The sequence below is a fragment of the Arthrobacter sp. TMT4-20 genome, assembly GCF_054510775.1.
In genome coordinates, this window is sequence record NZ_JBTNDW010000011.1 from 67919 (window position 1) to 90591 (window position 22673).

General features: G+C 58.8%; 23 protein-coding genes and 2 pseudogenes. 16 read left to right on the top strand and 9 right to left on the bottom strand.

Annotation, left to right across the window (positions count from 1 at the left end; genetic code table 11):
- Nucleotides 1-111 precede the first annotated feature (111 nt).
- On the bottom strand, nt 112-768 hold the full coding sequence (locus ACX80Z_RS11860) for a response regulator (RefSeq protein WP_019484158.1): 657 nt from the start codon (nt 766-768) through the stop codon (nt 112-114).
- 182 nt (nt 769-950) lie between these two features.
- Between ACX80Z_RS11860 and ACX80Z_RS11865 the strand changes: the two genes are divergently transcribed.
- On the top strand, nt 951-2051 hold the full coding sequence (locus tag ACX80Z_RS11865) for an SDR family oxidoreductase (RefSeq protein ID WP_459316011.1): 1101 nt from the start codon (nt 951-953) through the stop codon (nt 2049-2051).
- A 1-nt stretch (nt 2052) separates the two neighbouring features.
- On the opposite strand, the gene ACX80Z_RS11870 is transcribed toward ACX80Z_RS11865, so the two are convergent.
- Nucleotides 2053-2895 carry an LLM class flavin-dependent oxidoreductase gene (locus ACX80Z_RS11870; RefSeq protein ID WP_459316012.1) on the bottom strand — a complete coding sequence of 281 codons (843 nt, stop codon included), beginning with the start codon at nt 2893-2895 and terminating at the stop codon, nt 2053-2055.
- On the opposite strand from ACX80Z_RS11870, the gene ACX80Z_RS11875 reads away from it, so the two are divergent.
- The 6 genes from ACX80Z_RS11875 (at nt 2894) to ACX80Z_RS11900 (ending at nt 10303) form a co-directional block, all read left to right on the top strand.
- Entirely contained in the window at nt 2894-4330 is a 1437-nt protein-coding gene (locus ACX80Z_RS11875) for a recombinase family protein (RefSeq protein WP_459316013.1), read from the top strand. The genes ACX80Z_RS11870 and ACX80Z_RS11875 overlap by 2 nt on opposite strands.
- A 176-nt stretch (nt 4331-4506) precedes the next feature.
- On the top strand, nt 4507-4722 hold the full coding sequence (locus ACX80Z_RS11880) for a hypothetical protein (protein WP_459316014.1): 216 nt from the start codon (nt 4507-4509) through the stop codon (nt 4720-4722).
- Nucleotides 4719-7004 (top strand): RNA helicase, encoded by a 2286-nt coding sequence (locus ACX80Z_RS11885; RefSeq protein ID WP_459316015.1) that lies wholly within the window; start codon nt 4719-4721, stop codon nt 7002-7004. The genes ACX80Z_RS11880 and ACX80Z_RS11885 overlap by 4 nt, the downstream gene beginning before the upstream one ends.
- 298 nt (nt 7005-7302) lie before the next feature.
- Nucleotides 7303-8637 carry a plasmid recombination protein gene (locus tag ACX80Z_RS11890; protein ID WP_459316016.1) on the top strand — a complete coding sequence of 445 codons (1335 nt, stop codon included), beginning with the start codon at nt 7303-7305 and terminating at the stop codon, nt 8635-8637.
- A 321-nt stretch (nt 8638-8958) separates the two neighbouring features.
- The gene (locus ACX80Z_RS11895) at nt 8959-9561 is read left to right on the top strand and encodes a hypothetical protein (RefSeq protein WP_459316017.1); all 603 of its coding nucleotides are present in this window, start codon (nt 8959-8961) and stop codon (nt 9559-9561) included.
- Nucleotides 9562-9589: 28 nt separating this feature from the next.
- Nucleotides 9590-10303 carry a hypothetical protein gene (locus ACX80Z_RS11900; protein WP_459316018.1) on the top strand — a complete coding sequence of 238 codons (714 nt, stop codon included), beginning with the start codon at nt 9590-9592 and terminating at the stop codon, nt 10301-10303.
- A gap of 71 nt (nt 10304-10374) precedes the next feature.
- Here ACX80Z_RS11900 and relB read toward each other — a convergent pair whose 3' ends face one another.
- Entirely contained in the window at nt 10375-10668 is a 294-nt protein-coding gene (gene relB / locus ACX80Z_RS11905; RefSeq protein WP_459316019.1) for a type II toxin-antitoxin system RelB family antitoxin, read from the bottom strand.
- 197 nt (nt 10669-10865) lie between these two features.
- Between relB and ACX80Z_RS11910 the strand changes: the two genes are divergently transcribed.
- From ACX80Z_RS11910 to ACX80Z_RS11940, 7 genes and pseudogenes are all read left to right on the top strand, one after another.
- Entirely contained in the window at nt 10866-11225 is a 360-nt protein-coding gene (locus ACX80Z_RS11910) for an SdpI family protein (protein WP_459316020.1), read from the top strand.
- 18 nt (nt 11226-11243) lie between these two features.
- Entirely contained in the window at nt 11244-11483 is a 240-nt protein-coding gene (locus ACX80Z_RS11915; RefSeq protein ID WP_459316021.1) for a type II toxin-antitoxin system Phd/YefM family antitoxin, read from the top strand.
- A 513-nt stretch (nt 11484-11996) separates the two neighbouring features.
- On the top strand, nt 11997-12845 hold the full coding sequence (locus ACX80Z_RS11920) for a hypothetical protein (protein ID WP_459316022.1): 849 nt from the start codon (nt 11997-11999) through the stop codon (nt 12843-12845).
- 11 nt (nt 12846-12856) lie between these two features.
- Nucleotides 12857-13225 (top strand): hypothetical protein, encoded by a 369-nt coding sequence (locus tag ACX80Z_RS11925; RefSeq protein WP_459316023.1) that lies wholly within the window; start codon nt 12857-12859, stop codon nt 13223-13225.
- A gap of 136 nt (nt 13226-13361) precedes the next feature.
- Nucleotides 13362-13574 (top strand): annotated as a pseudogene (locus ACX80Z_RS11930) (transposase); the annotation flags it as partial.
- 440 nt (nt 13575-14014) lie between these two features.
- Nucleotides 14015-14260: a hypothetical protein gene (locus ACX80Z_RS11935; protein WP_459316024.1), complete on the top strand. Its 246-nt coding sequence runs from the start codon at nt 14015-14017 to the stop codon at nt 14258-14260.
- Nucleotides 14257-15306: an SRPBCC family protein gene (locus ACX80Z_RS11940; RefSeq protein ID WP_459316025.1), complete on the top strand. Its 1050-nt coding sequence runs from the start codon at nt 14257-14259 to the stop codon at nt 15304-15306. The genes ACX80Z_RS11935 and ACX80Z_RS11940 overlap by 4 nt, the downstream gene beginning before the upstream one ends.
- A 151-nt stretch (nt 15307-15457) precedes the next feature.
- On the opposite strand, the gene ACX80Z_RS11945 is transcribed toward ACX80Z_RS11940, so the two are convergent.
- The gene (locus ACX80Z_RS11945; RefSeq protein WP_459316026.1) at nt 15458-16015 is read right to left on the bottom strand and encodes a TetR/AcrR family transcriptional regulator; all 558 of its coding nucleotides are present in this window, start codon (nt 16013-16015) and stop codon (nt 15458-15460) included.
- A gap of 70 nt (nt 16016-16085) precedes the next feature.
- Between ACX80Z_RS11945 and ACX80Z_RS11950 the strand changes: the two genes are divergently transcribed.
- Nucleotides 16086-17582, top strand: a complete 1497-nt coding sequence (locus tag ACX80Z_RS11950) for an MFS transporter (protein ID WP_459316027.1) — start codon at nt 16086-16088, stop codon at nt 17580-17582.
- 281 nt (nt 17583-17863) lie between these two features.
- Here the strand turns inward: ACX80Z_RS11950 and ACX80Z_RS11955 are convergent, their stop codons facing one another.
- The 3 genes from ACX80Z_RS11955 to ACX80Z_RS11965 all read right to left on the bottom strand — a co-directional run bounded on the left by ACX80Z_RS11955 (nt 17864) and on the right by ACX80Z_RS11965 (nt 20213).
- Nucleotides 17864-19360 carry an ATP-binding protein gene (locus ACX80Z_RS11955; RefSeq protein WP_459316028.1) on the bottom strand — a complete coding sequence of 499 codons (1497 nt, stop codon included), beginning with the start codon at nt 19358-19360 and terminating at the stop codon, nt 17864-17866.
- 304 nt (nt 19361-19664) lie between these two features.
- Nucleotides 19665-19805 carry a hypothetical protein gene (locus ACX80Z_RS11960; RefSeq protein WP_459316029.1) on the bottom strand — a complete coding sequence of 47 codons (141 nt, stop codon included), beginning with the start codon at nt 19803-19805 and terminating at the stop codon, nt 19665-19667.
- 54 nt (nt 19806-19859) lie between these two features.
- Nucleotides 19860-20213, bottom strand: coding sequence for a hypothetical protein (locus tag ACX80Z_RS11965; protein ID WP_459316030.1), 354 nt, complete (start codon nt 20211-20213; stop codon nt 19860-19862).
- A 343-nt stretch (nt 20214-20556) separates the two neighbouring features.
- On the opposite strand from ACX80Z_RS11965, the gene ACX80Z_RS11970 reads away from it, so the two are divergent.
- Nucleotides 20557-21821, top strand: a protein-coding gene (locus ACX80Z_RS11970) for an IS3 family transposase (RefSeq protein ID WP_459316031.1) whose coding sequence is annotated in 2 segments (ribosomal slippage) — nt 20557-20860 and nt 20860-21821 — 1266 coding nt in all. Because the reading frame shifts where the segments join, the coding sequence is not laid out codon by codon here.
- A 393-nt stretch (nt 21822-22214) separates the two neighbouring features.
- Here the strand turns inward: ACX80Z_RS11970 and ACX80Z_RS11975 are convergent.
- Nucleotides 22215-22463 (bottom strand): annotated as a pseudogene (locus ACX80Z_RS11975) (LLM class flavin-dependent oxidoreductase); the annotation flags it as partial.
- A gap of 71 nt (nt 22464-22534) precedes the next feature.
- On the bottom strand, nt 22535-22666 hold the full coding sequence (locus tag ACX80Z_RS11980; protein WP_019484161.1) for a putative transporter small subunit: 132 nt from the start codon (nt 22664-22666) through the stop codon (nt 22535-22537).
- Between the last annotated feature and the right edge of the window lie 7 nt (nt 22667-22673).

Consider the following 22673-nt stretch of genomic DNA (forward strand, 5'->3'; position numbering starts at 1 on the left):
CATTTTGGGTCGAGATTGTGGGCACCGATGTCCAGGTTGCCCACCGGAACGGGTTAGAGGACCGGGGCGCGCGGAATAGTCGGGGTGACCGGGGCTGGAGGACCGGGTGGGCTAGGTGCGCGGGCGCGAAATGTAGACGGCTGCCTGTGTCCGGCGCTGGAACCCGAGTTTCGCCAGCACGGAGGACACGTAGTTCTTGATGGTCTTCTCGGCCAGGAACAGTTCGGCGCCGATTTCCCGGTTGGTCATCCCGGCCCCGATCAGCGCCAGCACCTTCTTCTCCTGGACGGTCAGTCCCGCGAGGCGCGGGTCCTCGGGCTGCACGGCGGTGAAACCGGCAATGACCCGTGCCTTGACGTCCTCGTCGAACAGTGACTCCCCGTTGGCTGCACGGCGCACCTTCTCCAGAAGGTCCGATCCGACAATTTCCTTGAGAATGTAGCCGGCAGCGCCAGCCAGGATGGCGCCCCGTACGGCGTCGTCGTCGTCGTAACTGGTGAGGATTACGCACTGCAGCGACGGGTCCACTGACCGGACATCACGGCACACCTCGATCCCGTTTCCGTCGGCGAGGCGGGCATCAAGAATGGTCACATCGGGTGCCAGGGCTGGAATGTGGCGAACTGCCTCAGCAGCAGACCCGGTTTCGCCTATGACAGCAAATCCTTCGCCCTCCAGGAGATCCCGAAGTCCACGTCGAACCAGTTCGTGGTCATCCAGAAGGAAGACCGTGACCGGTCGGGTTGGCTCGGGCGTTTCTAGCGTCATCATCGTCTTTCATCATCGGTCAGTTGTTCAATCATCGGTGGCGACACTCTCGAACAGCAGTGCCATAAGACCCGACCACCGGGAATCGGTGCGGAATTATTCGGTGGACCACTGGCTTGCCGTAGATAGGACAGTTCACTCGAGCGGGTGCTGTCACACAAATTGCACCACAAGGAGACCCGATGAGTCACAACGAACAGGCACACCTGTCCGACGCGCAAACAGGCGGTATCGCATTGGTGGTCGGCGCCTCCGGCATTGCTGGGTCAGCCCTGGTAGAGAAACTCGCTGGCGAGGGATGGCAGGTGCTCGCCATGTCTCGGACCGAAGGAACCCCGAAAGCCAACGTGCGGTACGTTCCGGCCGACCTATCCTCGCCCCAGTCGCTGAAGGACGCGCTCGCTGATGTTGCACCCACCCAGGTGTTCTTTACCGCCTGGGCCCGCCAGGACACCGAGGAAGCGAACATCCGGGTGAACGCCGCGATGCTGCGCAACCTCCTGGAGGCTCTGGCCGGAAAGCCGGTGGCACACGTGGCGTTGATGACCGGGCTGAAGCATTATCTCGGGCCGTTCGAAGCCTACGGTGAGGGCGAGATGCCGGACACGCCGTTCCACGAAGAAGAGCCACGGTTGCCGGTCAACAACTTCTACTACGCGCAGGAGGACGAACTGTGGGCCGCCGCTGCGGCGCAGGGCTTCACCTGGTCGGTGCACCGCTCGCACACGGTTATCGGGCACGCTGTTGGCAACGCGATGAACATGGGATTGACCCTCGCAGCCTATGCGGCGCTGTGTAAGGAGTCCGGCCGCCGCTTCATCTTCCCGGGCTCCGAAACCCATTGGAATTCCCTGACTGACATGACCGACGCCGGACTCCTCGCCGACCACATGGTCTGGGCAGCCACGTCGCCCAACGGGGCCAACGAAGCCTTCAACGTGGTCAACGGCGACGTGTTCAGGTGGCGTTGGATGTGGCAGCAACTCGCTGCACACTTTGGGGTCGAAGCCGAAGGGTTCCGAGACCAGCCACGACCACTCGCAGTCCAGATGGCCGGAGCCGACGCGCAGTGGCGGGAACTCGTCGCGGCTCACGGGCTGGCGGAACCGCGCCTGGACCGGGTGGCCTCCTGGTGGCACACCGACGGCGACCTCGGCAGAAACCTTGAGGTAGTCGCCGATATGAGCAAGAGCCGCATCGCCGGTTTTACCGGCTACCGCCGCACGCTCGACGCGTTCACCGACCTCTTCGAGCGCTACCGTGCGGACAAGCTCATCCCCTGAGCTAGCGGCGGGCGGCAGCTTCAAGAGGTGAGGAGCGCCGCCACCCGATAGCTGGGGCCACATGCGCTGCAACGTTCTCCAACAGCTTCGCGTTGTAGTCCACGCCCAACTGGTTGGGGACGGTGAGCATCAGCGTGTCTGCCGACTGGACGGCGGCGTCGTTGGCGAGCTGTTCAGCGATGACGTCCGGCTCCCCGATGTAACTCTTCCCGAACCGGGACAGGGCGCCGTCGAGCACTCCGACCTGATCGCGGGTTTCCCGCAGGGCGCTCAGCGCAAAGTATTGGCGATCCTCGTCGCTGACCAGCGGAATGACGCTGCGGCTGACCGACACCCTGGGCTCGAAGGCATGGCCCTGTTCGGCCCAGGTGTCACGGAACATTTGGATCTGCTCGGCTTGCAGCTCGTCGAACGGCACGCCAGTGTCCTCGGTCAACAGGGTGGAGCTCATCAGGTTCATGCCCTGTTCGGCCGCCCAGACAGCGGTCTTCCGGGTGCCGGCGCCCCACCAGATCCGTTGACCCAGACCAGGAGACTGCGGCTGGATGGGCAGCAGACCGCTGCCCATCCGAGGATCGGCCTCGGCAATGCCGGCACCGCTGATTCCGTAGCGGAACACCTCGGTATGGCGGCGTGCCAGGTCGGCGTACTCCTCGCCGTCGACCGGAACGTAGCCGAAAGTCGCGGCGCCATTAACAGCTGGCTCGGGCGATCCCCGGCTGATACCCAACTGCAGCCGGCCGCGGCTGATCAGGTCCGCCGCGGCCGCTTCCTCCGCCATGTAGAGCGGGTTCTCGTACCGCATATCCGGGTTATAGTACTCGTAGCGTACCGTGGGACGCATGGTCGAGCTGGTATCGCTAAGGAAGACGAAGGAAGTAGCGGCGTACGTCCGCGCCTCCATGGACCGCAAGGGCGATCGCTGGACAGTCGACACTCAGCTGAAGAAGATCATGGCACTGGCCGAGGCCAAGGACTGGAAGATCGTCGAGGTCTACGAGGACAATGCAGTGTCTGCGACGAAGAAGCGACGCGCAGATACCCAGTGGGCCGAGATGCTGGAAGGTGCCAAGGCTGGCAAGTTCTCGATGGTGGTCGCCGTGGACATGGACCGGCTCCTGCGCAGCACCAAGGATCTCAACACACTGATCGACCTAGGTTTGCGCGTCGTCACCGTCGACGGTGAGATCGACCTTTCGACGGCGGACGGTGAGTTCCGGGCGACGATGCTTGCCGGTCTTGCTAGGTTCGAAGCGCGGCGCAAAGCGGAGCGTCAGATCAGATCCAACGAGCGCCGACGTGTCGAGGGGATCCCGACTTCTACCTGGAAGGCATTCGGTTGGACCAGGGACGGCGAAGTGATCCCCGAGGAGGCGGAGGCCGTTAGGCGGGCCTTCGATGCCTTCCTTGGCGAGCCGTCGCTGTCGATTCGGCGTATTCGCGAGGACCTGAACACAGCGGGTCACCTCACCGCCCGTCGGTCGGAGTTCTCCGTGGACGCGGTACGCTACCTCCTCGCGAATCCGCTCTACGCTGGGTACATCAAGCACTATTCGTCGGGCGAGCTATACCCAGTCCAGGGCGGGGCGTTCCCTCCCATCGTTGGGGAGCCGACATGGCGGGCTGCCGTGGCAAAGCTGGAGGACAACGTGCGACAGGCAGCAAAGCAGGGCAACCAGCCGAAGTACCTTCTGTCCACCATCGGCCTGTGTGGGAAGTGCGGCGCCACGCTCGTCGCCGGGCGCAACGGCCATGGCGTGCCGACCTACAAATGTGGCGAACACTTTCACCTTTCCCGTCAGCGTGAGCCCGTCGACGTAATGGTCACGGAGGCGACACTCACCCGCCTGTCTTCAGTGGACGTGCACGATCTGGTGATGCCGGAGCAGGATGGCGGGCTGAATCGCGATGAGCTGCTCACCGAGCGTAGCGCCCTGGTGCAGCGCGTGAAGGAATTGAGCCCACTGCTACTCGACGTGCACCAACCCTTGATCGAGATCACTGAAGCGATCAGGGGAGGGAAAGCACGCATCGATGAGATTGATGCGGAGCTGCTCGGCCAATCCGTGTCGGCCGCCGCGAAGCTTCTGGCGGATCTTAGTGAACTGCTCGGCACTACCGAGCGGCGAGCCGTCGTGGAGTTGAAGTGGGATTCACTCGACATGGACCGTCGCCGGATGCTCGTGAATGAGCTGGTGACGGTGACCATCATGCCGATCCGGCCGGGTCATGTGAAGTTCGATCCCGACCTCATTCAGATAGAGCCGCGTCGTCACTGATCCGTGACGCAAATTATCGTTGCATGGTGAGTCAAGTCGTGCGACCATGGCTACTTACACGAAAATCCCACTGGGGCCGCGACTGAGAAGCGCGGGGTTCTGCTCCCGGATGAGTAGCCGGTCAAACAGCCCAAGAAAGCGGGGAACCGGAAGATACTCATGCCTGAGGACTTCCAATGCTCGTCGATATCGACGCTCCCCATGTTTCTGCACCTGACCGCCCTGGCCTCGACCAGGGTCTGATTCCCTCTCCGCAGGATGACCGCCACGATCCCATAATGGCCGCCGCTCGTGCCGCTGGCCGCATGGCCGGTGAGCGCCTCGCCAACACGCCTCTGACTCCTCGTCAGCGCGTCGCTGTCACCTCCGTAATGGGCGGTGGTGTGCGTTGAACACCACCAATGACGCCGGCGCCAATACTGCCGCCGACCTGCCCCTGTCCGAAGGGCCCATCACGGCACCCGCCAGTGGCGGGTTGCTTGGCGCTTTTTCGAGTGCCGAAGCCAGGCTTCATGCAGCCGAAGAGCGTTTCGCAAGAAACGGCGAAATGGCTGCACTCCCTAGTGCCGACGAATCGGAAACGGCCGCTAACCTTCCCTCCGTCCCGGAGTCTAGCCCCGTTGTACATGCGCGGCCTTCCTTGGGTGGCCGCGCATCCGTTTTGGAAACGGCTGCACACGGGTCATCACCGAACGAATTCGCTTCGGTTTTCCAGGACTTTACCGAGTTGGACGTACCCGGAGCCGATGACAGCGATGACGTCGAAGCGTTCGTGGTCGAATCTACTGCTGACCAGATCGTAGGTGCTAAGGCGTTCTTCGTCAGCGAGAAGACTTCGGAAAGCCCTGAGCAATTGAAGCGCGCCCGCATGCAGTCACGTGTGTTCTCGGTGATGCAATACCGGGAGCACCCTGAGACTGGCGAAGTTATGCTCACACAGGAACAAGTCGACGAAGGACTAGCCGCACTAAAGGATCGCCTTTACCGCTGGGCCTACGTGTGGCACCCGTATGACCGCTTGGTCGAAGTTGACCAGGGCACCGGCGAGACGGTTTGCTGCGGCATCAAAGGACTGCACTTGCACATGGTGCTGTGGTTCGCCGATACCGAAGGTCCACGCCCCACGATACGCACCGTTTCTGATGAATTTTCGATCCCCTCGGGCCGAGTGAAGCCGCCGAAGGAAACCTCCGAGGAGGAGGGGACCGCGGGGCACAAGGGTCGCGGCGCGGCGGAGAAGGCCTTCTTCGATCTCGCTGAGTACCTGCCTCATGAGTCGCGTGGGAAGGACGCTACCAAGGGCATCAACCAGCCGGATCGGCACTACCTCGTGGACAAGAAACAGGAGGGGAAGCCCGGCAAGTACCAGTACGGTCGGGGGCGGATTGTCGCAAACTTCGATTTCGGCCGTGAGTTGGACGCGCATATGGCTCTACGCCGCAACGCCGCCGAGGGCGGTGGAGGAGCGAAGCTCAGCAAGCTTTTCCAGGCCGTGGGCCAAGGTGCGCTGACGCTGACGCAGGTCCGTGAACAGGAGCCCGCCATTTACTTCGCGAAGGGTAACCTCGCCCATTTCCAGAAGTTGCGTGGGGACTTCCTTTCGTATCAGGACGCGCCGGAGTCGGTGATGAACTTCTACGTCTACGGCGAGGGCGGCACGGGCAAGGATCTGCTTGCGAAGGCACTTGCCCGCGCTCTGGTGCGGGGATCGGAGAAGCCCTACTTCAAGGTGGGCGGGGAGAACGTGTCATGGGAGGGATACGACGGCGAGCCGGTCGTGATCTGGGAGGACATGCGCGTTGGAGACATGATTCGCACCGCGAAGAATCGCGGCATGCTCTTTCGAATCCTTGGCCCATGGCGCGAGCCGGACGAGAAGCCGATCGTGAACATCAAAGGGTCGAAGACACAGCTCCTGAATCGGGTGAACATCGTGACGGGGCCGCAGGGTTACGAAGAGTTTCTCCGCGGTCTGGCTGGCGAATACGAGTCACTGCAGGGGGGCGTGCGCATCACTCATCAGGCAGAAAATCTGGGGCAGGGGTTCCGCCGCTTCCCGGTGATCATTCCGGTTGCCGAGCGTGAGTTCTCCATCTACGTAAACTCCGGTGTCCTCAACGGCACCCGGGAGTACCAGAGCTACGAACGGTACGAACACATGCGCCAAGATCTTGAACGATTCACGCGCAGTTGCAAGGCAATCAAGGACATCAATGAGCGCAACCGAGTGCGCGGCGAGCTCGAGGCCCGCACCGTCGCTCCGATCGTGGAGCAGCACGACCGGATTGCCCGTCCCGAACTCGATCCAATCGACGGCGATGATTTGTTCGCCGAGTTCGCCGGGGCTGGCCAGCCGATCAATCCGAGCGCCCAGGACATCGCCGATGCCGAGGAAGAAGCGCAGCGTAAAGCCGCGATCGTTGCCGAGCAGCAGCGGAAGGATATTGAGCGGTTGCAGTCCGAGCAGCAGCTGTATATCGAGCACCAACGCCTCCGCACGATATGCACGTGCAGGAGCTACCAGCACTACGCCTGGCAGCACGACGACGAGTGCCCGGTGCTGCCCGATGAGGAGCGTCCCAAGCGGGACGCGAAGCGACGGGCGGAGCTAGACGCGAAGGTTGCAAAAATTCGCGCTAACGGTGGCTTGCTCTCCATAAGGGGTGCGGAATGAGCACTCTCGTATCGAACTCGACGCCCATCCGACAGGGCTCCGGTGGAGCGTTGACGGATCGGTTGGTCGAGGCGCCTGGCGCTGAGGAGGCACCGCGCAGCGGCCCCCGGAGGGCCCGGGAAACCTTGGAGCGAAGCGTAAAGGTGTATGGGGCAACACTTCCTGTTCTGAAGTCCGGTGCAGAGGCTCCGTTCATGGGTGCAGGGTCCCATGAACGGAGGAGCAGCGGACTTCAGAACAGGAATCCCCGCGGGAACGCCACCGGAGGTCTCACCGAAGCATTGCGGAGGTGGTCGCTGTGAGTTGGACGGTCACTTACGACGCTTCCCCGGAGGCGAAGGTGAAGGCTAACGGATCGCATGCGGTAAACCGGGATCGTCATCTTGGACGGGCTCCGGACTTAGCTGCGGGGTTCGATTTCGGGCACCGGAATCCGAACATTGATCCGGTCAGATCTGCGATGAATGAGTCGTTCGTCAACAATGGCAACGGTGGATTTCGTGGGCCTGTGTCGACGAAGGACTCGAAGGGAAAGGATCGGCCGCCAAGCGCTGAGTTCGCCGACTATCGGTCCACGCGGCTGGCTCAGGTGAAGAAGCCACTGCGCAAAGATGCCGTCATCATGCGTGGCGTCATGCTTCAGCTCGATCCGAAGTGGTTCGATGCGCATTGTCCTAATTGGCGCACAGACGGTTTCAACGACGAGGCACGCCGCTTCGTTCAGGCTCAGCTCACCTGGGCCTGTCGGGAGTTCGGGCAACAGAACATCGTCGGCGGATCCCTCGACTTGGATGAAACAAGTCCTCACCTGCAGCTGTCCGTCGTTCCAGTTACCAGCGACGGTCGACTCTCTCAAAAGGATTTCTTCCAAGGACCAGGGCATTTCGTGAAGCAGCGCAAGGAGCTGTGTGACGCACTTGAGGCGGCGGGGTACGACCCTCAGCGCACGGCCACAGACAGGTCGACCGAACGGACCTCCAGCGCCGAGTACGCCCACACGGCGGACAAGACCAGAGCCACTCTTGCCGTCGCCAAGCGCGATACCGAGAAGCTGTGGGAGGAACGTCAGGAGGTCAGAGCCCGGCGGGAGGCACTCGATGCAGAACTCGAAGACCTTCCTCGCCTCAGGCGCAAAACGAAACAGGATGCGATCATCAAGGCGCGCGCAGAAGCTCAACAAGAGGTAGCAGAAGAGCGTATGGCCGTACAGGAAGCGAAGCGACGAGCGGAGTCGGCTGAACGGGCTCACCGTGCCCAGGAGCAAGCCATGTTGGTCCTGCACAAGCAGATCCAGCAGCAGCTCGATATCACCCCACCCCCTGTCCTGCCGGCCTACGACGATCTGCGCCGGGACATCATGGCAGCCCAGCCGCGCTTGCTTGGAGCATTCCTCAGGAGCATGAAGTTCAAGGACGGTTCCACCCTGGTGGACAGGTTCGAGGATTTTCAGCGTCGTTCGTTTGCCACTCACCAACGCCGTGAAAGCGACGCCCTTGGCCGCTATAGCGGCCCCGGCTATGAGCAGTGGAAAGACCGAAGCCTGGAGATGCAAAGAAAGATCGACGCCGCGAGATTGTCCAGCCAGATAGCCGACATCGATCGCCAGCACGACGGTTCAGACTATGAGAGGTGACGCTGTCAGTAGCACCCCTGGATCATCAGCAGCATCCATAGTGCTCGGAATACGATGAAGGTAAACGGGATGTCACAGCAACCAGCCAGACTTTACACCGGCGGATGCGCCGCGTCGCTAGCGGGGGTTCTGGAACCAGCCGGAACATGACAGACCAAGAGGACTCAGGACCGTCCAAATAATGTGTCGCTATATGTCTCAGGACCGTATTCGACAGAATGTGCTTGTTTACGAGCGAAATAATTCCGCTATGAAGTAGCGCTGCTGGCGGGGCGAGTAGACGAGGCAGATCTTGACCTGAAGAAAGTGTTTACTGGCCGCATGACAGGACACGAAAGCCCCACTGATGGCCAAGCAGCATCCGAGGTACCGCGCCAAACAACCAACGTGAGCATCAATATGGAACGGGCTGTCAAGCTCGCGCAGATTCTTGAGGCCGTTACCGGTAACGGCGCCGACTATCTCGCGCGCCTAATTGAAGCTCAGGTTGATTCCATCGACCTCGATAAGTTCCGCGGCGGGCCGCGAGATTTTCAGACGGCCGGGGGTGAGAACCGCACACTTGCAACATCCCGCCCGGCTGGCCGAGAAAAGGGCACCCAAATGCAGGAGGCAACCCAGCGAGCTCGAAGTCTTGCACGGAAGATCAACCTGCTTCTCGAGACGAGACTGGACGAGTCAGGGCGACCCTACGAATTCCCCGCAATCCGGGTCGGCACGAAGAATGCCGGCTACACGCTCACGCCTGCCAAATGGACAAAGCTGAGGAACGGTCAGCTCCAGATTGTCCCCGATGCCTGCTTGCAGGCCATCGCCACAGTGTTCGGTGTGGACCCGGAGTACCTGCTCCGAGAGGACGCACCGTTTCCCCCAGAAGTAGTCCAAGCAATAAAAGGGTCTATAAGACGAGCCACCCGGTCATGACAGCCGGAACGGACACGAAGGCGGCAACATGATGAACAGTCGAATGGCGGACTATGTGCTATCGAATGCAGTCGCCCAGCAAGGCCCGACCCCAGCAGATTCTGAATCGTGGGCTCCATGGATAGCTGCCAGTATTTTCGGAGTATTTCTAGCAGTTGCTGCAATTTTCGTCACAGGATGGATCTCTCGTCGGCATCGCAAAGAGTCGCTGGCGAGATCGCCGGTGGAAGTCTGCCCCATACCGGAGCAAGAGAGGGATCTGGCAGCCAGCTCTGAATGGTGGACCCGCACTCAGTGGGCGCTGGAGGCCTCTATCTCTGTGGACGACATGAGGAACATCTACGGCCTCAAAATACTTAGCGTTTTGGCGAAGAGTAAGGATGCAGATACCAAGGAAAAGGCCATTCTGGATGCGGTCTGGCAAGGATCATGTACCGGCATGCAGGATGATGCTATCGACCAACTCATTGGCGAGGCCCGTCGGCTAAAGATCCTCTCAGAGGTGCCGAAGCCATCACCGCTCAACGGAAACGTGAAGGACAAGCCCGAATCGACCCCTGAATCAGCAAAGACGCCTCTCAATAGCTACGACGCGGAGAGGAGGGGGGAAGTGCTGTCCGCCCTGCGACACGATATTCTCGCAGCTCGACTAAAAATGAACCTCGATAAAGAGCTTGGGCGCGCGACCTCGCTGAGGGTGAAGCTACTCTCTGAATTGGAGTTTCCTCCTTTGGGTCAGTGACTAGCGGTGATCCGCAGGTTCTGGCCAACCATTGAGGACATTCGTCCCTGGCCGAATCCAGCCGGATGTTCTCATCCGTCGAGGTTGAGTTCATGCCGGAGTTCGGAACTGGTAACGGTATCGCGATGACCTGAGCGAACATCTGCGGCCTTTTGCGCAAGCTGATATTCCGACTCAAGCCGGTCCAAATTCGTCTCAATCAGTTCACGTAGAAGCTGGGCCTTCGTGCGTCCCGTGGCCGAGGCAAGTTGGTCCAAGCGCGCTTCAACTCCGGGTGTCAGCTGAATCGAAGATGGCATGAGATAGGGGCCTCTCGTGAATAGGTACTGCCACAAGGTTAGGGGGCTCGTGACAGCTCGAATCATTAGCGCTGCAATAGGATCCCGGCGGTCCAATTGATCCTCGCGGTATTGGTTCCACTTTCACTGAATCGGCCGTAGCTCGCCCTGTATCCACAGGTAACCGCGTAGCCTGTGCGTATGACGCAAGCTATTCAGAGCTATCGGTCCGAGCGCCTCTCAACGCGATCTGCCGCGAACATCATGCCGTCAGGTTTCGGCCAGTGAATTCGGGGTGGATATTCATTGTTCTTGGTCTCGCTCTAGGGTTGCCGGTTTTCTTGGCCGCCAAGGGTGTCCTGAAACCCAACGGGTTCATCGGTATCCGGACTCGGTCGGTTCGACGAAGTCCTGAAGTCTGGCAGGCAGCCCACGCGGCTGCAGCCCCGATCATGGTGCCCGCTGGGCTCTTAGTCGTTATTTTTGGGATCGGGGTGGTTCTAGATTGGCCAGCAGGAATGGCTGGTTTGGGTGAGAGTCACGGACTGGTGGGCGCCTTCGTCATCGTCATCGCCGCCATCATGAGCGCGCGGACCGCAGAGAAGGCGGCGCAGGCCTTCGAGCAACCGATATCCCGAGAATAGGGTACTGAGGAGAAAACGATGGCAATCACAGCCACTGAAGCACGCCGAGATCTCACGGGTCTCATTGAACGCGTCAACCTGGACTGCGTAGATGTTGAGATCGTCTCTCGCCGTGGATCCGCAGTGCTGATGTCCAAGGACCAGTACGACTCCCTCAAGGAGACTAGCTACCTGCTGAGTTCTCCGGAGAATGCACGGCGCCTCATAGCCGCTTTAAAGTCCACCAGATCGAGTCAGACCAACAGGCCTTCATCTTGAAAGTGGGGCTCGGCGGGTGTCTCTAGCTCTGAGGTGACTAAGCCCAACCGCGACACGTTGGTGGGTGCACCTTTGGCGTGGGCGCGATGCTTCACGTCAAAATCTTCTAGCAATCCTCTGGACCAAGTGTTTCATTCCATAGTGCTGTGCAGCTGGGAATTTGCTATGTCGCACCATAGTTTTTCTATAGGAACCGGATCTAGCCCTTGTGCACCAGGATCGGGTAGGAACCGGTCAGTGTTCATGAGGCAATAAGCTGAAATCGTTCTATTTGATTGCACGCACGAAGATGTCATGATGAGTCGCCGTGGTCGAACGCTCGAAGTAGCTTAGTAGAAGCTTCAAAAAAAAATTGGTACTTCACAAGCACTCCACTAATTTTTCTCGAAATTTCTATAGACAACGCGAGAAAAATATGTATACACTTCCCGAGGGCTATTTGCCCTGTCGGTCCGGGGCTAGGTAGATCCGGCGCCATCTAATGAGAGAATATCTAAACCATGGGGGTTTAACGTGCATAAACATCTTTCCTTACCCGTTCGCACTTTTATTGGGCTTTCCGTATCGTCGGCCATCATCGCCGCAGGAGCCGGCCCTGCAGCGGCTTCAAACGTGACCAGCGAGAACGAACGAAGCGACCAGAGCCCTCCCAGTGCGGCAGAAACCGTCTCGACCATCCGGAGTCAGGCGACGGTGGTAGATAAGGACGCGACCGCGGGAACTTTGGCGCTGACAATCCCGGGGGAACTGACGGATGAGCAAACCATTTCACCAACGGATATCCCATCGAGCCTGTTCGAAGGAGAAGGGGACGCGCTGATAAATACGGAGCTGCAACATGCAGCAATATCGACTTTCGCTACCGCCGGTGGGACTCAGTCCATCATTCGGATTGATTCAGCTGCCGCTGATACAGACTATAGTTTTGATCTCAGTCTTCCGACCGGTGCGACGGCAGCTGTTCTGGGTGATGGTTCTATAACCATTTCTGATGAAGATGGCATCAAATTGGGAAGCGTTGATGCGCCGTGGGCCTATGATGCGAACGGTGACACTGTTCCAACTTCGTTCACAGTCGACGGGGGTACCCTGATCCAGACTGTCGATCACTCAAAAGTAACGGCTTTTCCTGTGGTTGCCGACCCGAGCACCGTATGGGGTTGGGCTCTGTGCACCGCTTCTATCGGCGCGCTTGTTGCAGGCAACCTACTAATTGCTTCTAAAATCACTAAATTGGGCGGAGTTGCTAAGGTCGTAGCCAAGCTCAAAGTAGCAAAGAATGCTCAGGCGCGATATAAAGCCTTGATTGCATTTTTCGGTGAGTTTACCGGAATCGGCGCCGTTTTGAATAATTGTAAGTAAGTAAGGAATTTATGGAAAACGTCATGATTGTCCTGATTGTAATTAACGTTGTCGTGGCTGTAGCGGCGGCTGTGATCGTTCTTCGTCGTAAGGCCTCTGTCGAGGCGTCCGACGTTTCCAACCCCGCGCTACTTTTTGTTTTGGCCATTGCTGCTGCTGCACTGCTATTCGGACGCCCGGATCAGGCATTTGAAGTTGCATCAACACTAGTGGTGGGAGGGTCAGCGGCGCTAGCTGCAGCTGGCCTTACAGCGCTTTCGAAGACGGTCAGAGAGGGCAAACGATCGGGGACGATGATGATCCTTTTGGCTATCGGGAGCTACCTTCTACCGTTAGCCGCCGCAGCTCTCCTCGCCGCTAAGGTGATGAGCGAAAACTAGAACCAGAGTAATCGTAAAATGAGGGGTGCGGAGGAGTGAACTGCTCCCCGAAAGTTGGACTGAGAATTCAGTTCTGATTTACGGGGAGCAGTTCAGAGAGACCCGTACCCCTCATTTATTTCTATGCTAAGGGAGGGCCACCGTGGCGAAGACCGAGTTGTGCAGGCTCGCGGATCGTGCAGGCCAGCCCGAGGCCCGACGGCTCCTGCGGACGGTGAATAGGTGGTGGAACGCGATCGAAGTCCTCATCGGCACCGGCGCCACTACCGCGAAGGTCGAGGCAAACAACACCGCGATCAAGAACATCAAAAGGACCGGACGCTGATTCGTGAATAACACCAACTTCTAAATCCGTATCCTCTTGAGAAGCGCCGCTAGAACAGCGGTCTGAACATCTCCTCAGCAGTGGAATTCACCACGAAACGCGAAGACCCTCTGAACTGGCCAACCCCCATCACCCCGCAGCGGACACGCGACGGTCAATCAGAAGCATTGTCTACTGGCAAGGAACGGGTCCTGGATGCTCTCCGCCGAGAAATTTGCGCTACACGGATGAAAGTTCAGCAAGACCTACAGCTAGCCTCGATTTTTCGTCGGGGGTCTTGGTCGGGTGTTTAAGGACGGCGGACGGGTCCGCGGTTGCTGGGCTGGTTTTGGGGCGCGGTTGGTTGCCCTGTTGGGTCGTCCTGGGTGGGCGACACACTATTTTCCCAAGTCAGAGCACCCTTTCCCTGCTTAAACACACACCAAACCACACATCCGATGAAAACCCGGGGCTAGAGTGACAGTATGGATTCATCACAGGTGGCGGTCATCACAGCGGACACAACTGATCCGCGTGCTGGCCTGCGGGCTGTGGCTTCTCTACGCGTTTTGGCGGACGTGCTGGAACAGCGTCAGGTGGAAGCTGCGCTTCGTGCGGGAATGAGTTGGCAGATGGTTGCCGACGCCCTGGGTGTCACCCGTCAAGCAGTTCACAAAAAATACTCCAAGCGCATTGATGCGTCGATTCCCCGACCTAGGAGGCGACCATGAGCCGATTTACCCGATATGCGACTACCAGCCAGACGCTCTCTTTGACAGCGATGGAAGAGGCCTCCCGAAGAGGGCTGCGGGTGGCCGGCCTTGAGGACCTGTTCTTGGCCTTGGTTCTCAGCGATCAGTTGGCGGGTCGGATACTCCGCGAGCGAGGGATCACCATCCATACGGCGCGGTCGGCAGTAGAAGAATGTCAGAAAGAACAAATTAAGTCTCTTGGCATAACCGCGAATTTGCCAACCTCAGGGAACATTGTGTTCCACGAGACCCGCGGATACGAGTGGTCTAAACGAGCATCGGACCTCATCGGCCGTGCAGGGAAAAGAGGTCGAACGGCAGACGCTGCTGCAGTTCTCCGTGAGCTGATGCGTGAACCCAGCGGGCAGATCGCGGATCTACTACGACGGTTGGACACCACTCCCGCCGCCATCCTCGCCGACCTCGAGCGAAGCTTTGAGGAGCCTACGACAAGTAGTCAGGGATACACCGCCGCTACAGGCGGAGGGCTGGCCGGCAGCAACGAGTCTTTCGTACCGTCGCCGGTGGAGGACGTTTGGTCGTTTCTGAGTGATCCGGACCGGATCCCCGAATGGGAGCCCGCCATCGGCACGATCGAAGGTCTTACTGCCGACCGCTTGTCCGCCGTCGTACCGATGGAGAATGCGGAAGAACACGAAGAGCACCACCAAGAGGGGACCAGATGGGCGGGACACGCGAGGACTTCTCATCCGAACGGCAAACCAATCAAGGTGAAGGAAAAGTTTCGACGCCGAACAATCACCCTCGGCCAGATTGCGCCTCGTACCCACCTTGCCTGGGAGTTCACCTACCCTGACTCGGGGAGTAGCCCGCGCTTGATCACGGCTTTCACCCTGAGTCCAACGGCGGGCGGCACGCACTTGACCACGACGATGACTTGGCCCGGTCGTCAAGGTTGGCGATCCCGTGTTGCCCGGCCGCTCCGGCCCCTGCAGCGTTTTCTCATCTGGATCAGGCTTTCTCAGATCAGCGGCTCTATCAGCCGGTCCTTCCGCCAGGCTTAGGCTCCTCAAATCAGATGGTTCACAACGGACGGGTGAATGAAAGTCGTCTGCCTACAGGGTCGGGCCCAGGTGGGGCTGAGAACTTTTCACGAAGACCAAAGCGGTGAGCGGTCGCGATGGATCCGCTCACGAAAAAGCTCATGTTCGATGATTACATGACCAGTAAATGGCTAATGATTGGTTCGAGCGCCGCACTGAGTTCTTCCGCGCGATTCGGGTCATACAAGAGTCTGGTGGCGAATCCATCGGAGACTGCGAGGACGCTGGCTGCGGTGATTGCAGGTTGCGGGGCGCCAAAAGCAGTGAGGGCTTGGACGAGTTGTTCGGAAATACGTTCGTCCTGGGAGATGAGCATGTCGGCGATCCACTGGGTATGGGTGGCTTCGGCGGTGAACGCATTCCAGGCCAAAGCTTCATCTCTTCGCACTTGATCGAGGGGGAGAGTCTCCTTGATGAGGCGCACAAGATAATCTGCTGCGTCTCCGGTGAAGGGTATGGCATCCATTCGGGTGTCGACCCGGGATACCAAAAGCTGGAGGGAGGCACGCAAGAGAGCCTCTTTGTTAGAGAACGTTTTTTGTAGAGCGCCGACTGACCAGCCAGCATCTGAGGCGACGGTGCGCACGCTCACAGCCTGGATGCCCCCGCGGACAGTCAACTTCAGCACAGATTCAGCGAATGCTTCGTGCTTACCCGGCGCTCGGTTCATAGAACTAGAATACGTGTGTATTCTGTGAATCATGCAATCGGCACCAAGTACTGAACGACAGCCTGTTCGCGTGACATCCGTGAGGTGGTCCGCCGCACTTGTCGGTGGGCCAGTGGACTTGCTCGACTTCCTGATTCCCCTGTGGGCTGGCTCTGCCCTCGGGGTGGATGCCACGATGATCGGGCTGCTGGTCGCCACCGAGTTGCTCGTGTCATTCGTGGCACGCTTTCCCGCGGGGCTGCTTGCTGATGTGAGTGATCGTCGCTGTATCGCGGCAGCGGGCGCAGCAATATATGGGATTTCGTGTGTGGGATACGCTTTTTCTTCCAGCCCCGCAATCGCTTTCGCCTCCGCTGTAGTCGGGGGTGTCGGTGGGGCACTGTTTTGGGTGCCTTTGCGCGCGATGGTCAGCGAGACGGTGGCAGAGGATTCTTCATCCTTCCCGCGGTTGATGGCCTGGCAGGAGACCGGCTCGTGGGTGGCCTTCGTTGCTGGCCTGACGCTGATCGGTTCCCTTGATTTCCGCGGCGTGTTCCTCGGTGCTTCCCTAGCCTGCTTCATTGCGGCAGCATTGCTGGTTAGCGCACCTCGCCATCCCGTGTTGCGGCTGAGCCAGGAAGCCCCGGCGATTCCTAGCCGGCGGCACTGGCCAATGCTGTTAGCAACGGCGGTGACGTCGCTTGCGGAAGCCGCCATCGGGCTACTGTTGCTGCTTCACCTCCAAAGTGCTTTCGACTTTGACGTGGTCTCTGTTGCCTTGGTGTTCCTGCCCGGCGCGATCGTGATGAGTCTGATGCCGGTGCCAGCGCACCGGCTCACCATGCGTATTGGGCGGCGCAAAGTGGTTGCTATCGCTGCGTTGTCCAGTGCTCTGTTCGCGTTCTCTCTGGGATTCGCTCCCTCTCCGCTCCTGATCGCCGCACTGTGGATTCTCAGTGGGGCCGCCTGGGCAACCATCAGCCCGATTGAACAGTCCGTGATCGCCGAAGCATCAGGCGACCGTGCGGGCAGGGGATTCGGACTCTATGAATCCGCAAGACTGGCTGGCGCCGGGGCGGGAGCCATAGCAGCTGGCATCAGCTACGCGACCACGAACTGGCAGATCGCCTGCTTCCTCTTCGCCTCCATCATTGCTATGGGTGCACTCATCACCCCCTGGGCCGTCAAACGCTCCGGCGCAACCAACTTTCCCCGCGACAGCAATCCGCTGGAGACTGCACCACAGATATCTTCCCCCGCAGCAGAGGCGAAGGGGACCGCTCCGCGAACCGAATCAACCCAGGAGGAGAAAACTGTGACAAAGACTCAGGCCTACCGCTCCAGATTCACAGGTCTTACGTGGCATGCTGCCATATTCGCCGTGGTCCAGATTGGATTGGCTCTCACCGGCTGGTCCTGGATCATCGATTCCTTCAGCACCAACGACCTCGGCGCGCATCTCGGCTCAGGGGGCCGTCCCGAACTCGAAGGAGTTCCAAGCTTCATCTACAACGCTGGAAAGATCTGGGTCATAGTCCTAATCATCGATGTTCTCTGGACGGTAATGGCAGGGCGAAAGCGTAAATAGGCAGATGATCGGCGGCGGCTGACAACTTTGTTCGTCTGCGCATGTTATCCAGCCCGCACGTTCGGTTCGAACGGCGTCGTCTTTGTTCCCTGATTTTTCGCGGGGTATCTAGGGACCCGAACAACATCAAGTGGCCAGTCAAGTAACCAAACTCGGTCCTTGCCGCGGAATCTAGAGGATTTTTCTTCGAAATTGTTGGATAGGTGGGTGTCCAATCAAGTTCCCATCAAGTTCCCATCCCGGTCGTTGATGCTCGCTTCCGAACCTGGGGCATGACTAACTCATGCTCCAGATCCGGTGAGTGCGCTTGAAGCCCATGAAGGCACGTATCGACGTAACCTTGGTGCAGCCTCTGCATCAAAGGGAGCGATCACCCCGGCGTCCACCGCTTCCTTAATAAGGCGTGAAGCTTGGGCGCTATTCTTTGGGGCAATACCGAATCTTTCGCGAACTGATGTGTTCGTCGTGTGTTTCCGAGTCACGTACCGGAGGCAAGCATGAAGATAGACGGCTCGGACCCGGTCTTCCTTATCCATCTTGGTCAAAGGACGATGGGCGAACAGCACCACGCGAGTGTGGTTGCCAGTCACTTCCACCAGCGGCGCCGGCAGTTGGTGTAGTTCAGTTTGGGACACAATTTTGTCCCATCCACTCCCGCGCTCCTCGCAAAGGCCAGACCTTCTCATCGCTGAGGCAAGCGCTTCGTTCCTCGATTGGGGAGGAGTATCCACGAACCTTGACGGATCCATCAATGGAACGCCAGGACTGGTGAACTCCAATCGATCGTCGAATATCTCAAACATCGGCCCAGACCCGCCTACTGTGAAATCTTGGTGGATCAGGGCATTCGCTAGAATCTCGCGGATCGCGAGGGGAGGAAACGATGGAACATCCTTGCGAATAGCCCGTCCCACAATCTCATTCGTTGGGATAATGGTTTCGATGTACCCAGCAAGTCCATCCAACCCGTTAGCGTAGCCGCGGGACCCCACCTGTTCTTTGAGCGTTTCGATCCTGTCGGCTCCTCGGTAGTGGACTACACGGGCAGCCTTTCTCGATAGGTTTTGGAAGTCGGATAGCTTCTTTGCGAACAAAAGCGCCCCAAGGTTGGTAATGTTCCAACCGCCAGCCCCCGAAAGCTCAATGAACTTCTCCGAAGAGAACGCGTTGAGAATCTCGTTTGGTGTCGCTGGTAGCGGTTTGTCCATGAGGTCAAAATAGGCGGGGTAGTCCAACATTCGGAGGACGTCATCCCCGCGTACATTTTCGCGGGCGGTGAGCCGCTCGAAGGGGGTGCGGTCAAATAGTCTCCAGAGTTCGCGCTCCTTCTGAGGGAAGTCTTTTAACTTCTTCTTGTACGATCCGATCCTGATGAACTCAGTTTCTTGGAACCGGACCGGGTGACCGTACGCCCGATCAATCCGGAGGACCACAACATTCTGTGCTCGCACCGTGGCTTCGAAGAACTCAAAGTTGATTTTGGGTGCAACCGCTCTGAGTAACCAATTTTCGAGTTCCTCATTGCCCACCTTCGCCTCTGCTGGTTTGAAGGTTGTTCCGACGATGGTGTGATCGCTGTCTTTAACTCCCCAAATTAGGTATCCGTAAACCTGGCCGGTCAGTGCTGCAGCATTTGAGAGCGCTGAGATGTACTCGCCAATCTGCTGTGGCTCATCGTTGTTCTCCTTGAACTCCACCCATTCGGTCTCAGTAGGCAGCGCCGCGAGTTCGACAACAAGGTCGGAAATGTCGTTCTTCGGAACGGAGGGATTCAACATGTGTCCTTTGCAAGGTGGCATTCACTCCACCCTATGATTCCTCATTTAGGCCCGGGTGTCCGGAGCCACCAGGTGTGAACGACCAAGACCAAAGGTCTGGATCGGACTTTGGTTTCGGGAAGCATTCATTCACGATCGAATGGATCGTCGCGAGTACTTGTTTGCGGGTCCATCTAACGATCGATTGCTGGGACATTATAAGCCGGTGCCGAATGATCTTAGATCGAAACTAGATCTTGTCTCCCTTATGTGTCTCATACTGATCAACATAGAAATGTCTCACCAATAAGCGACTGCGCTGGGTTTAGGAGAACGAGGTGTTGCGCGATACGGATGCGCGACGGTGAGCTTGTCCCTCAAGAAGCAGGCTCAGCTCCCGCTCAAGATCAGCCTCGGACTGATACGCAGCCTCGGCGGACGGGTCCGCGACGTACTCGGCAGCCACCGTGCTCTAATTCGGGAGACCGCGATCGAGCATACTTTCGTGGTGTTGCCTCGATCATGCTGTCATCTCCGGAAATATCACGCTCGTAAGGAGCTCCAGGAGGTTGGCTGAAGAAACTGACTCCAACAGCGGATTGCCGTCTGGAACCTGCGTGACCTCGGTCAGATCCGCGAGATCTCCAGGTAATGTGCCGGGCGGGACATCGAAGCCCTCGATATCACCGTGACCGGAGAAAATGATAGCGACCGTCTCACGCGTCTTTGGCCCCCTGACGAAGACGGTGTCTTTCAGGAGGACATGCTCAAGGAGTACTGGCGGCAATTTCGGTGTTGGCATGACTGTCAGACCATGTTTCTGAATTGCCGACAACACCGCGTCCTTATGCGTCGGTTGATACTGCTCGATCATGCCGTCGCCTCCTCGAACGTCAGCAGCCGATCCCGGTAGGACCCGTCCTGCTTCCGACGCGCCACCAGCTGGGCAGGAAGACCAGGACTGAGGTCGTTCACTGTCCTTCTTTGGTCGTGGGGGCCATATTTCGTCTCCTGAATGTCGATGCGCTGTTGGTTTGGATTCTGGATCGGCGTCTAGATTTCGGCAGTCCGACTCCGGGACGTTCGCCTACTCAGGACGGTTCCGCTCTGCATAAGCTTCCTTCAACCTATCGGGTTTTTGGGAGTCGCTCCCAGGACTCACCTGAAGCGCTCTGGGTTTGGTGGAGACTCCTGATCTTGGAAACGAGAATAGAGTCATGGCAACGAGTCAGGGATCTGGGAAGTCGACGGCACGTCGGTATTCGCCGGAGGAGAAAGCTGCTGCAGTTCGGATGGTGCGGACTTTGCGGGCGGAGCTGGGGAGCGAGCATGGAACGGTGCATCGGGTCGCGTCGCAGCTGGGATACGGTACTGAATCGGTGCGGGCGTGGGTGCGGCAGGCGGATGTTGATGATGGCCAAAGCCCAGGAGTGAGCACCTCGGAGGCCAGGCGGGTGCGTGAGCTCGAGCAGGAAAACCGTGAGCTGCGTCGGGCGAATGAAATCCTCAAGCGCGCCGCGAGTTTCTTCGGGGCGGAGCTCGACCGCCAACATCGGAAATAGTCTCGTTCATCGACGCGAACAAGGATGACGTTGTCGAGGGACGACGGCTCGGAGTCGAGCCCATCTGCGCGCTGCTGCAGGTGGCTCCGAGCACCTATTACGCCGCGAAAAGCCGCGCACCATCGGCGCGAGCTGTCAGCGACGCGGTCCTCACCCCGGATCTGATCAGACTCTGGGAGGACAATTACCGTGTCTATGGGGTCCGCAAACTTTGGAAAGCAGCCCGTCGTGCCGGGATCGACATCGGCCGGGATCAGACTGGCAGGCTGATGCGCGCTGCCGGCATCGAGGGTGCGAGGCGTTCAAAGCGTGTGAGGACGACGAGGCCGGATCCTGCCGGGAGGAGGCACCCGGACTTGGTGAACCGTGAGTTCACCGCGGTGGCCCCGAACCGGCTTTGGGTGACCGATCTGACCTTCGTTCCGACGTGGGCTGGTGTCGCGTATGTCTGCTTCATCATTGACGTGTTCAGTCGGATGATCGTGGGGTGGCGGTGCGCTTCGCACATGCGCACGGAGATGGTCCTCGACGCGATTGAGATGGCACGGTGGGGCAGGGGCACCCACCACGATGACCTGCGCTGTCACAGCGATGCGGGCAGTCAATTCACGTCCATTCGCTACGGCGAACGTCTCGCTGAAATCGGTGCCACACCATCGATCGGGACCGTCGGCGACAGTTACGATAACGCGCTGGCCGAGACCGTGAATGGCTATTACAAGACCGAACTCGTCCGAGGCCCCGCCCGATCTGGTCCCTGGAGAACGGTTGAGGACCTTGAGCTAGCCACCCTCGGATGGGTTCACTGGCACAACACCGAACGTCTTCACGGCTACCTCGGCGACACTCCGCCCGCAGAATTCGAGCAAGCGTTCTATGCTGGCAAAACCAACAACACTCAATTGGTAGAAATCAAATAGTACGAGTCTCCACCAAACCCAGAGCGCTTCATTTCACCGACCGCTACGGCCAGCGGAGAGGCGCTTGAAGTACGATTTGCAGTATGAAAATAAGAGAAATCACAATCATCGTGGCCATCTTTATATCCGTCTATGCTGCGCATAGCTTCGGCAAGCATTTGGATACACTGATTGGGCTCTTCTTGACATTCATAGTCGGATTCGTTGCAATTACCATCATCCGTCGTCTTTCGGTCGAGGACAAACAGCAACAGGACTGACGTTTATGTCATCGTCAGCGCCGTTCTAATCGTGAGCGGCGCTGACGTCGGGCTCACGGAAAGCCGGGTAATCCCGGACGGAGCGGGCTAAAATCGCCCTAAACAACCAGTGCAACAACCCCGACATGCGCTACCGCATGTCAATGACGCCGGTGCCGATCTCGATACGGCTGGTGCGGGCGGCGACGGCGGCGAGCAGCGGAAACGGCGAAGCGTGCTGCCGGGCAAAATGGTGCACCCTGAACGATGCCCCATCAATGCCGATCTCCTCCGCGGCCACTGCCAGGTCGATGGCCTGCAGCAGCGCCTCACCTCCGGTGCGGGTTCGCGATCCCTGCGCGGAGGACCAGTTACCAAAGGATAGAAAACCTATTCGCTTCATACCCGGATCAACCCGTTGCGGTCCCGACGCATTCCCGCTGCTCATTCAGAGGTATCGCCCCGACCGTGCGACTAGATGATGTTTCGACCGGCCTTCCGGGATTCAGACCAGTCCTTGAAGAAGCCACGGCAGACGGTCCAGAGGACCCCTGCAACGATGACCGGCCAGATCAGCACATATACGGTGAGAAGGATTGTTTCCATGGTGATC

What these genes read in the sequence shown, in the direction of transcription:
- ACX80Z_RS11860 (WP_019484158.1), bottom strand. Translation starts at nt 768, where the DNA reads ATGACGCTAGAAACGCCCGAGCCAACCCGACCGGTCACGGTCTTCCTT.
- ACX80Z_RS11865 (WP_459316011.1), top strand. Translation starts at nt 951, where the DNA reads ATGAGTCACAACGAACAGGCACACCTGTCCGACGCGCAAACAGGCGGT.
- ACX80Z_RS11875 (WP_459316013.1), top strand. Translation starts at nt 2,894, where the DNA reads ATGGTCGAGCTGGTATCGCTAAGGAAGACGAAGGAAGTAGCGGCGTAC.
- ACX80Z_RS11870 (WP_459316012.1), bottom strand. Translation starts at nt 2,895, where the DNA reads ATGCGTCCCACGGTACGCTACGAGTACTATAACCCGGATATGCGGTAC.
- ACX80Z_RS11880 (WP_459316014.1), top strand. Translation starts at nt 4,507, where the DNA reads ATGCTCGTCGATATCGACGCTCCCCATGTTTCTGCACCTGACCGCCCT.
- ACX80Z_RS11895 (WP_459316017.1), top strand. Translation starts at nt 8,959, where the DNA reads ATGACAGGACACGAAAGCCCCACTGATGGCCAAGCAGCATCCGAGGTA.
- ACX80Z_RS11900 (WP_459316018.1), top strand. Translation starts at nt 9,590, where the DNA reads ATGATGAACAGTCGAATGGCGGACTATGTGCTATCGAATGCAGTCGCC.
- relB (WP_459316019.1), bottom strand. Translation starts at nt 10,668, where the DNA reads ATGATTCGAGCTGTCACGAGCCCCCTAACCTTGTGGCAGTACCTATTC.
- ACX80Z_RS11915 (WP_459316021.1), top strand. Translation starts at nt 11,244, where the DNA reads ATGGCAATCACAGCCACTGAAGCACGCCGAGATCTCACGGGTCTCATT.
- ACX80Z_RS11925 (WP_459316023.1), top strand. Translation starts at nt 12,857, where the DNA reads ATGGAAAACGTCATGATTGTCCTGATTGTAATTAACGTTGTCGTGGCT.
- ACX80Z_RS11935 (WP_459316024.1), top strand. Translation starts at nt 14,015, where the DNA reads ATGGATTCATCACAGGTGGCGGTCATCACAGCGGACACAACTGATCCG.
- ACX80Z_RS11940 (WP_459316025.1), top strand. Translation starts at nt 14,257, where the DNA reads ATGAGCCGATTTACCCGATATGCGACTACCAGCCAGACGCTCTCTTTG.
- ACX80Z_RS11945 (WP_459316026.1), bottom strand. Translation starts at nt 16,015, where the DNA reads ATGAACCGAGCGCCGGGTAAGCACGAAGCATTCGCTGAATCTGTGCTG.
- ACX80Z_RS11955 (WP_459316028.1), bottom strand. Translation starts at nt 19,360, where the DNA reads ATGTTGAATCCCTCCGTTCCGAAGAACGACATTTCCGACCTTGTTGTC.
- ACX80Z_RS11965 (WP_459316030.1), bottom strand. Translation starts at nt 20,213, where the DNA reads ATGATCGAGCAGTATCAACCGACGCATAAGGACGCGGTGTTGTCGGCA.
- ACX80Z_RS11980 (WP_019484161.1), bottom strand. Translation starts at nt 22,666, where the DNA reads ATGGAAACAATCCTTCTCACCGTATATGTGCTGATCTGGCCGGTCATC.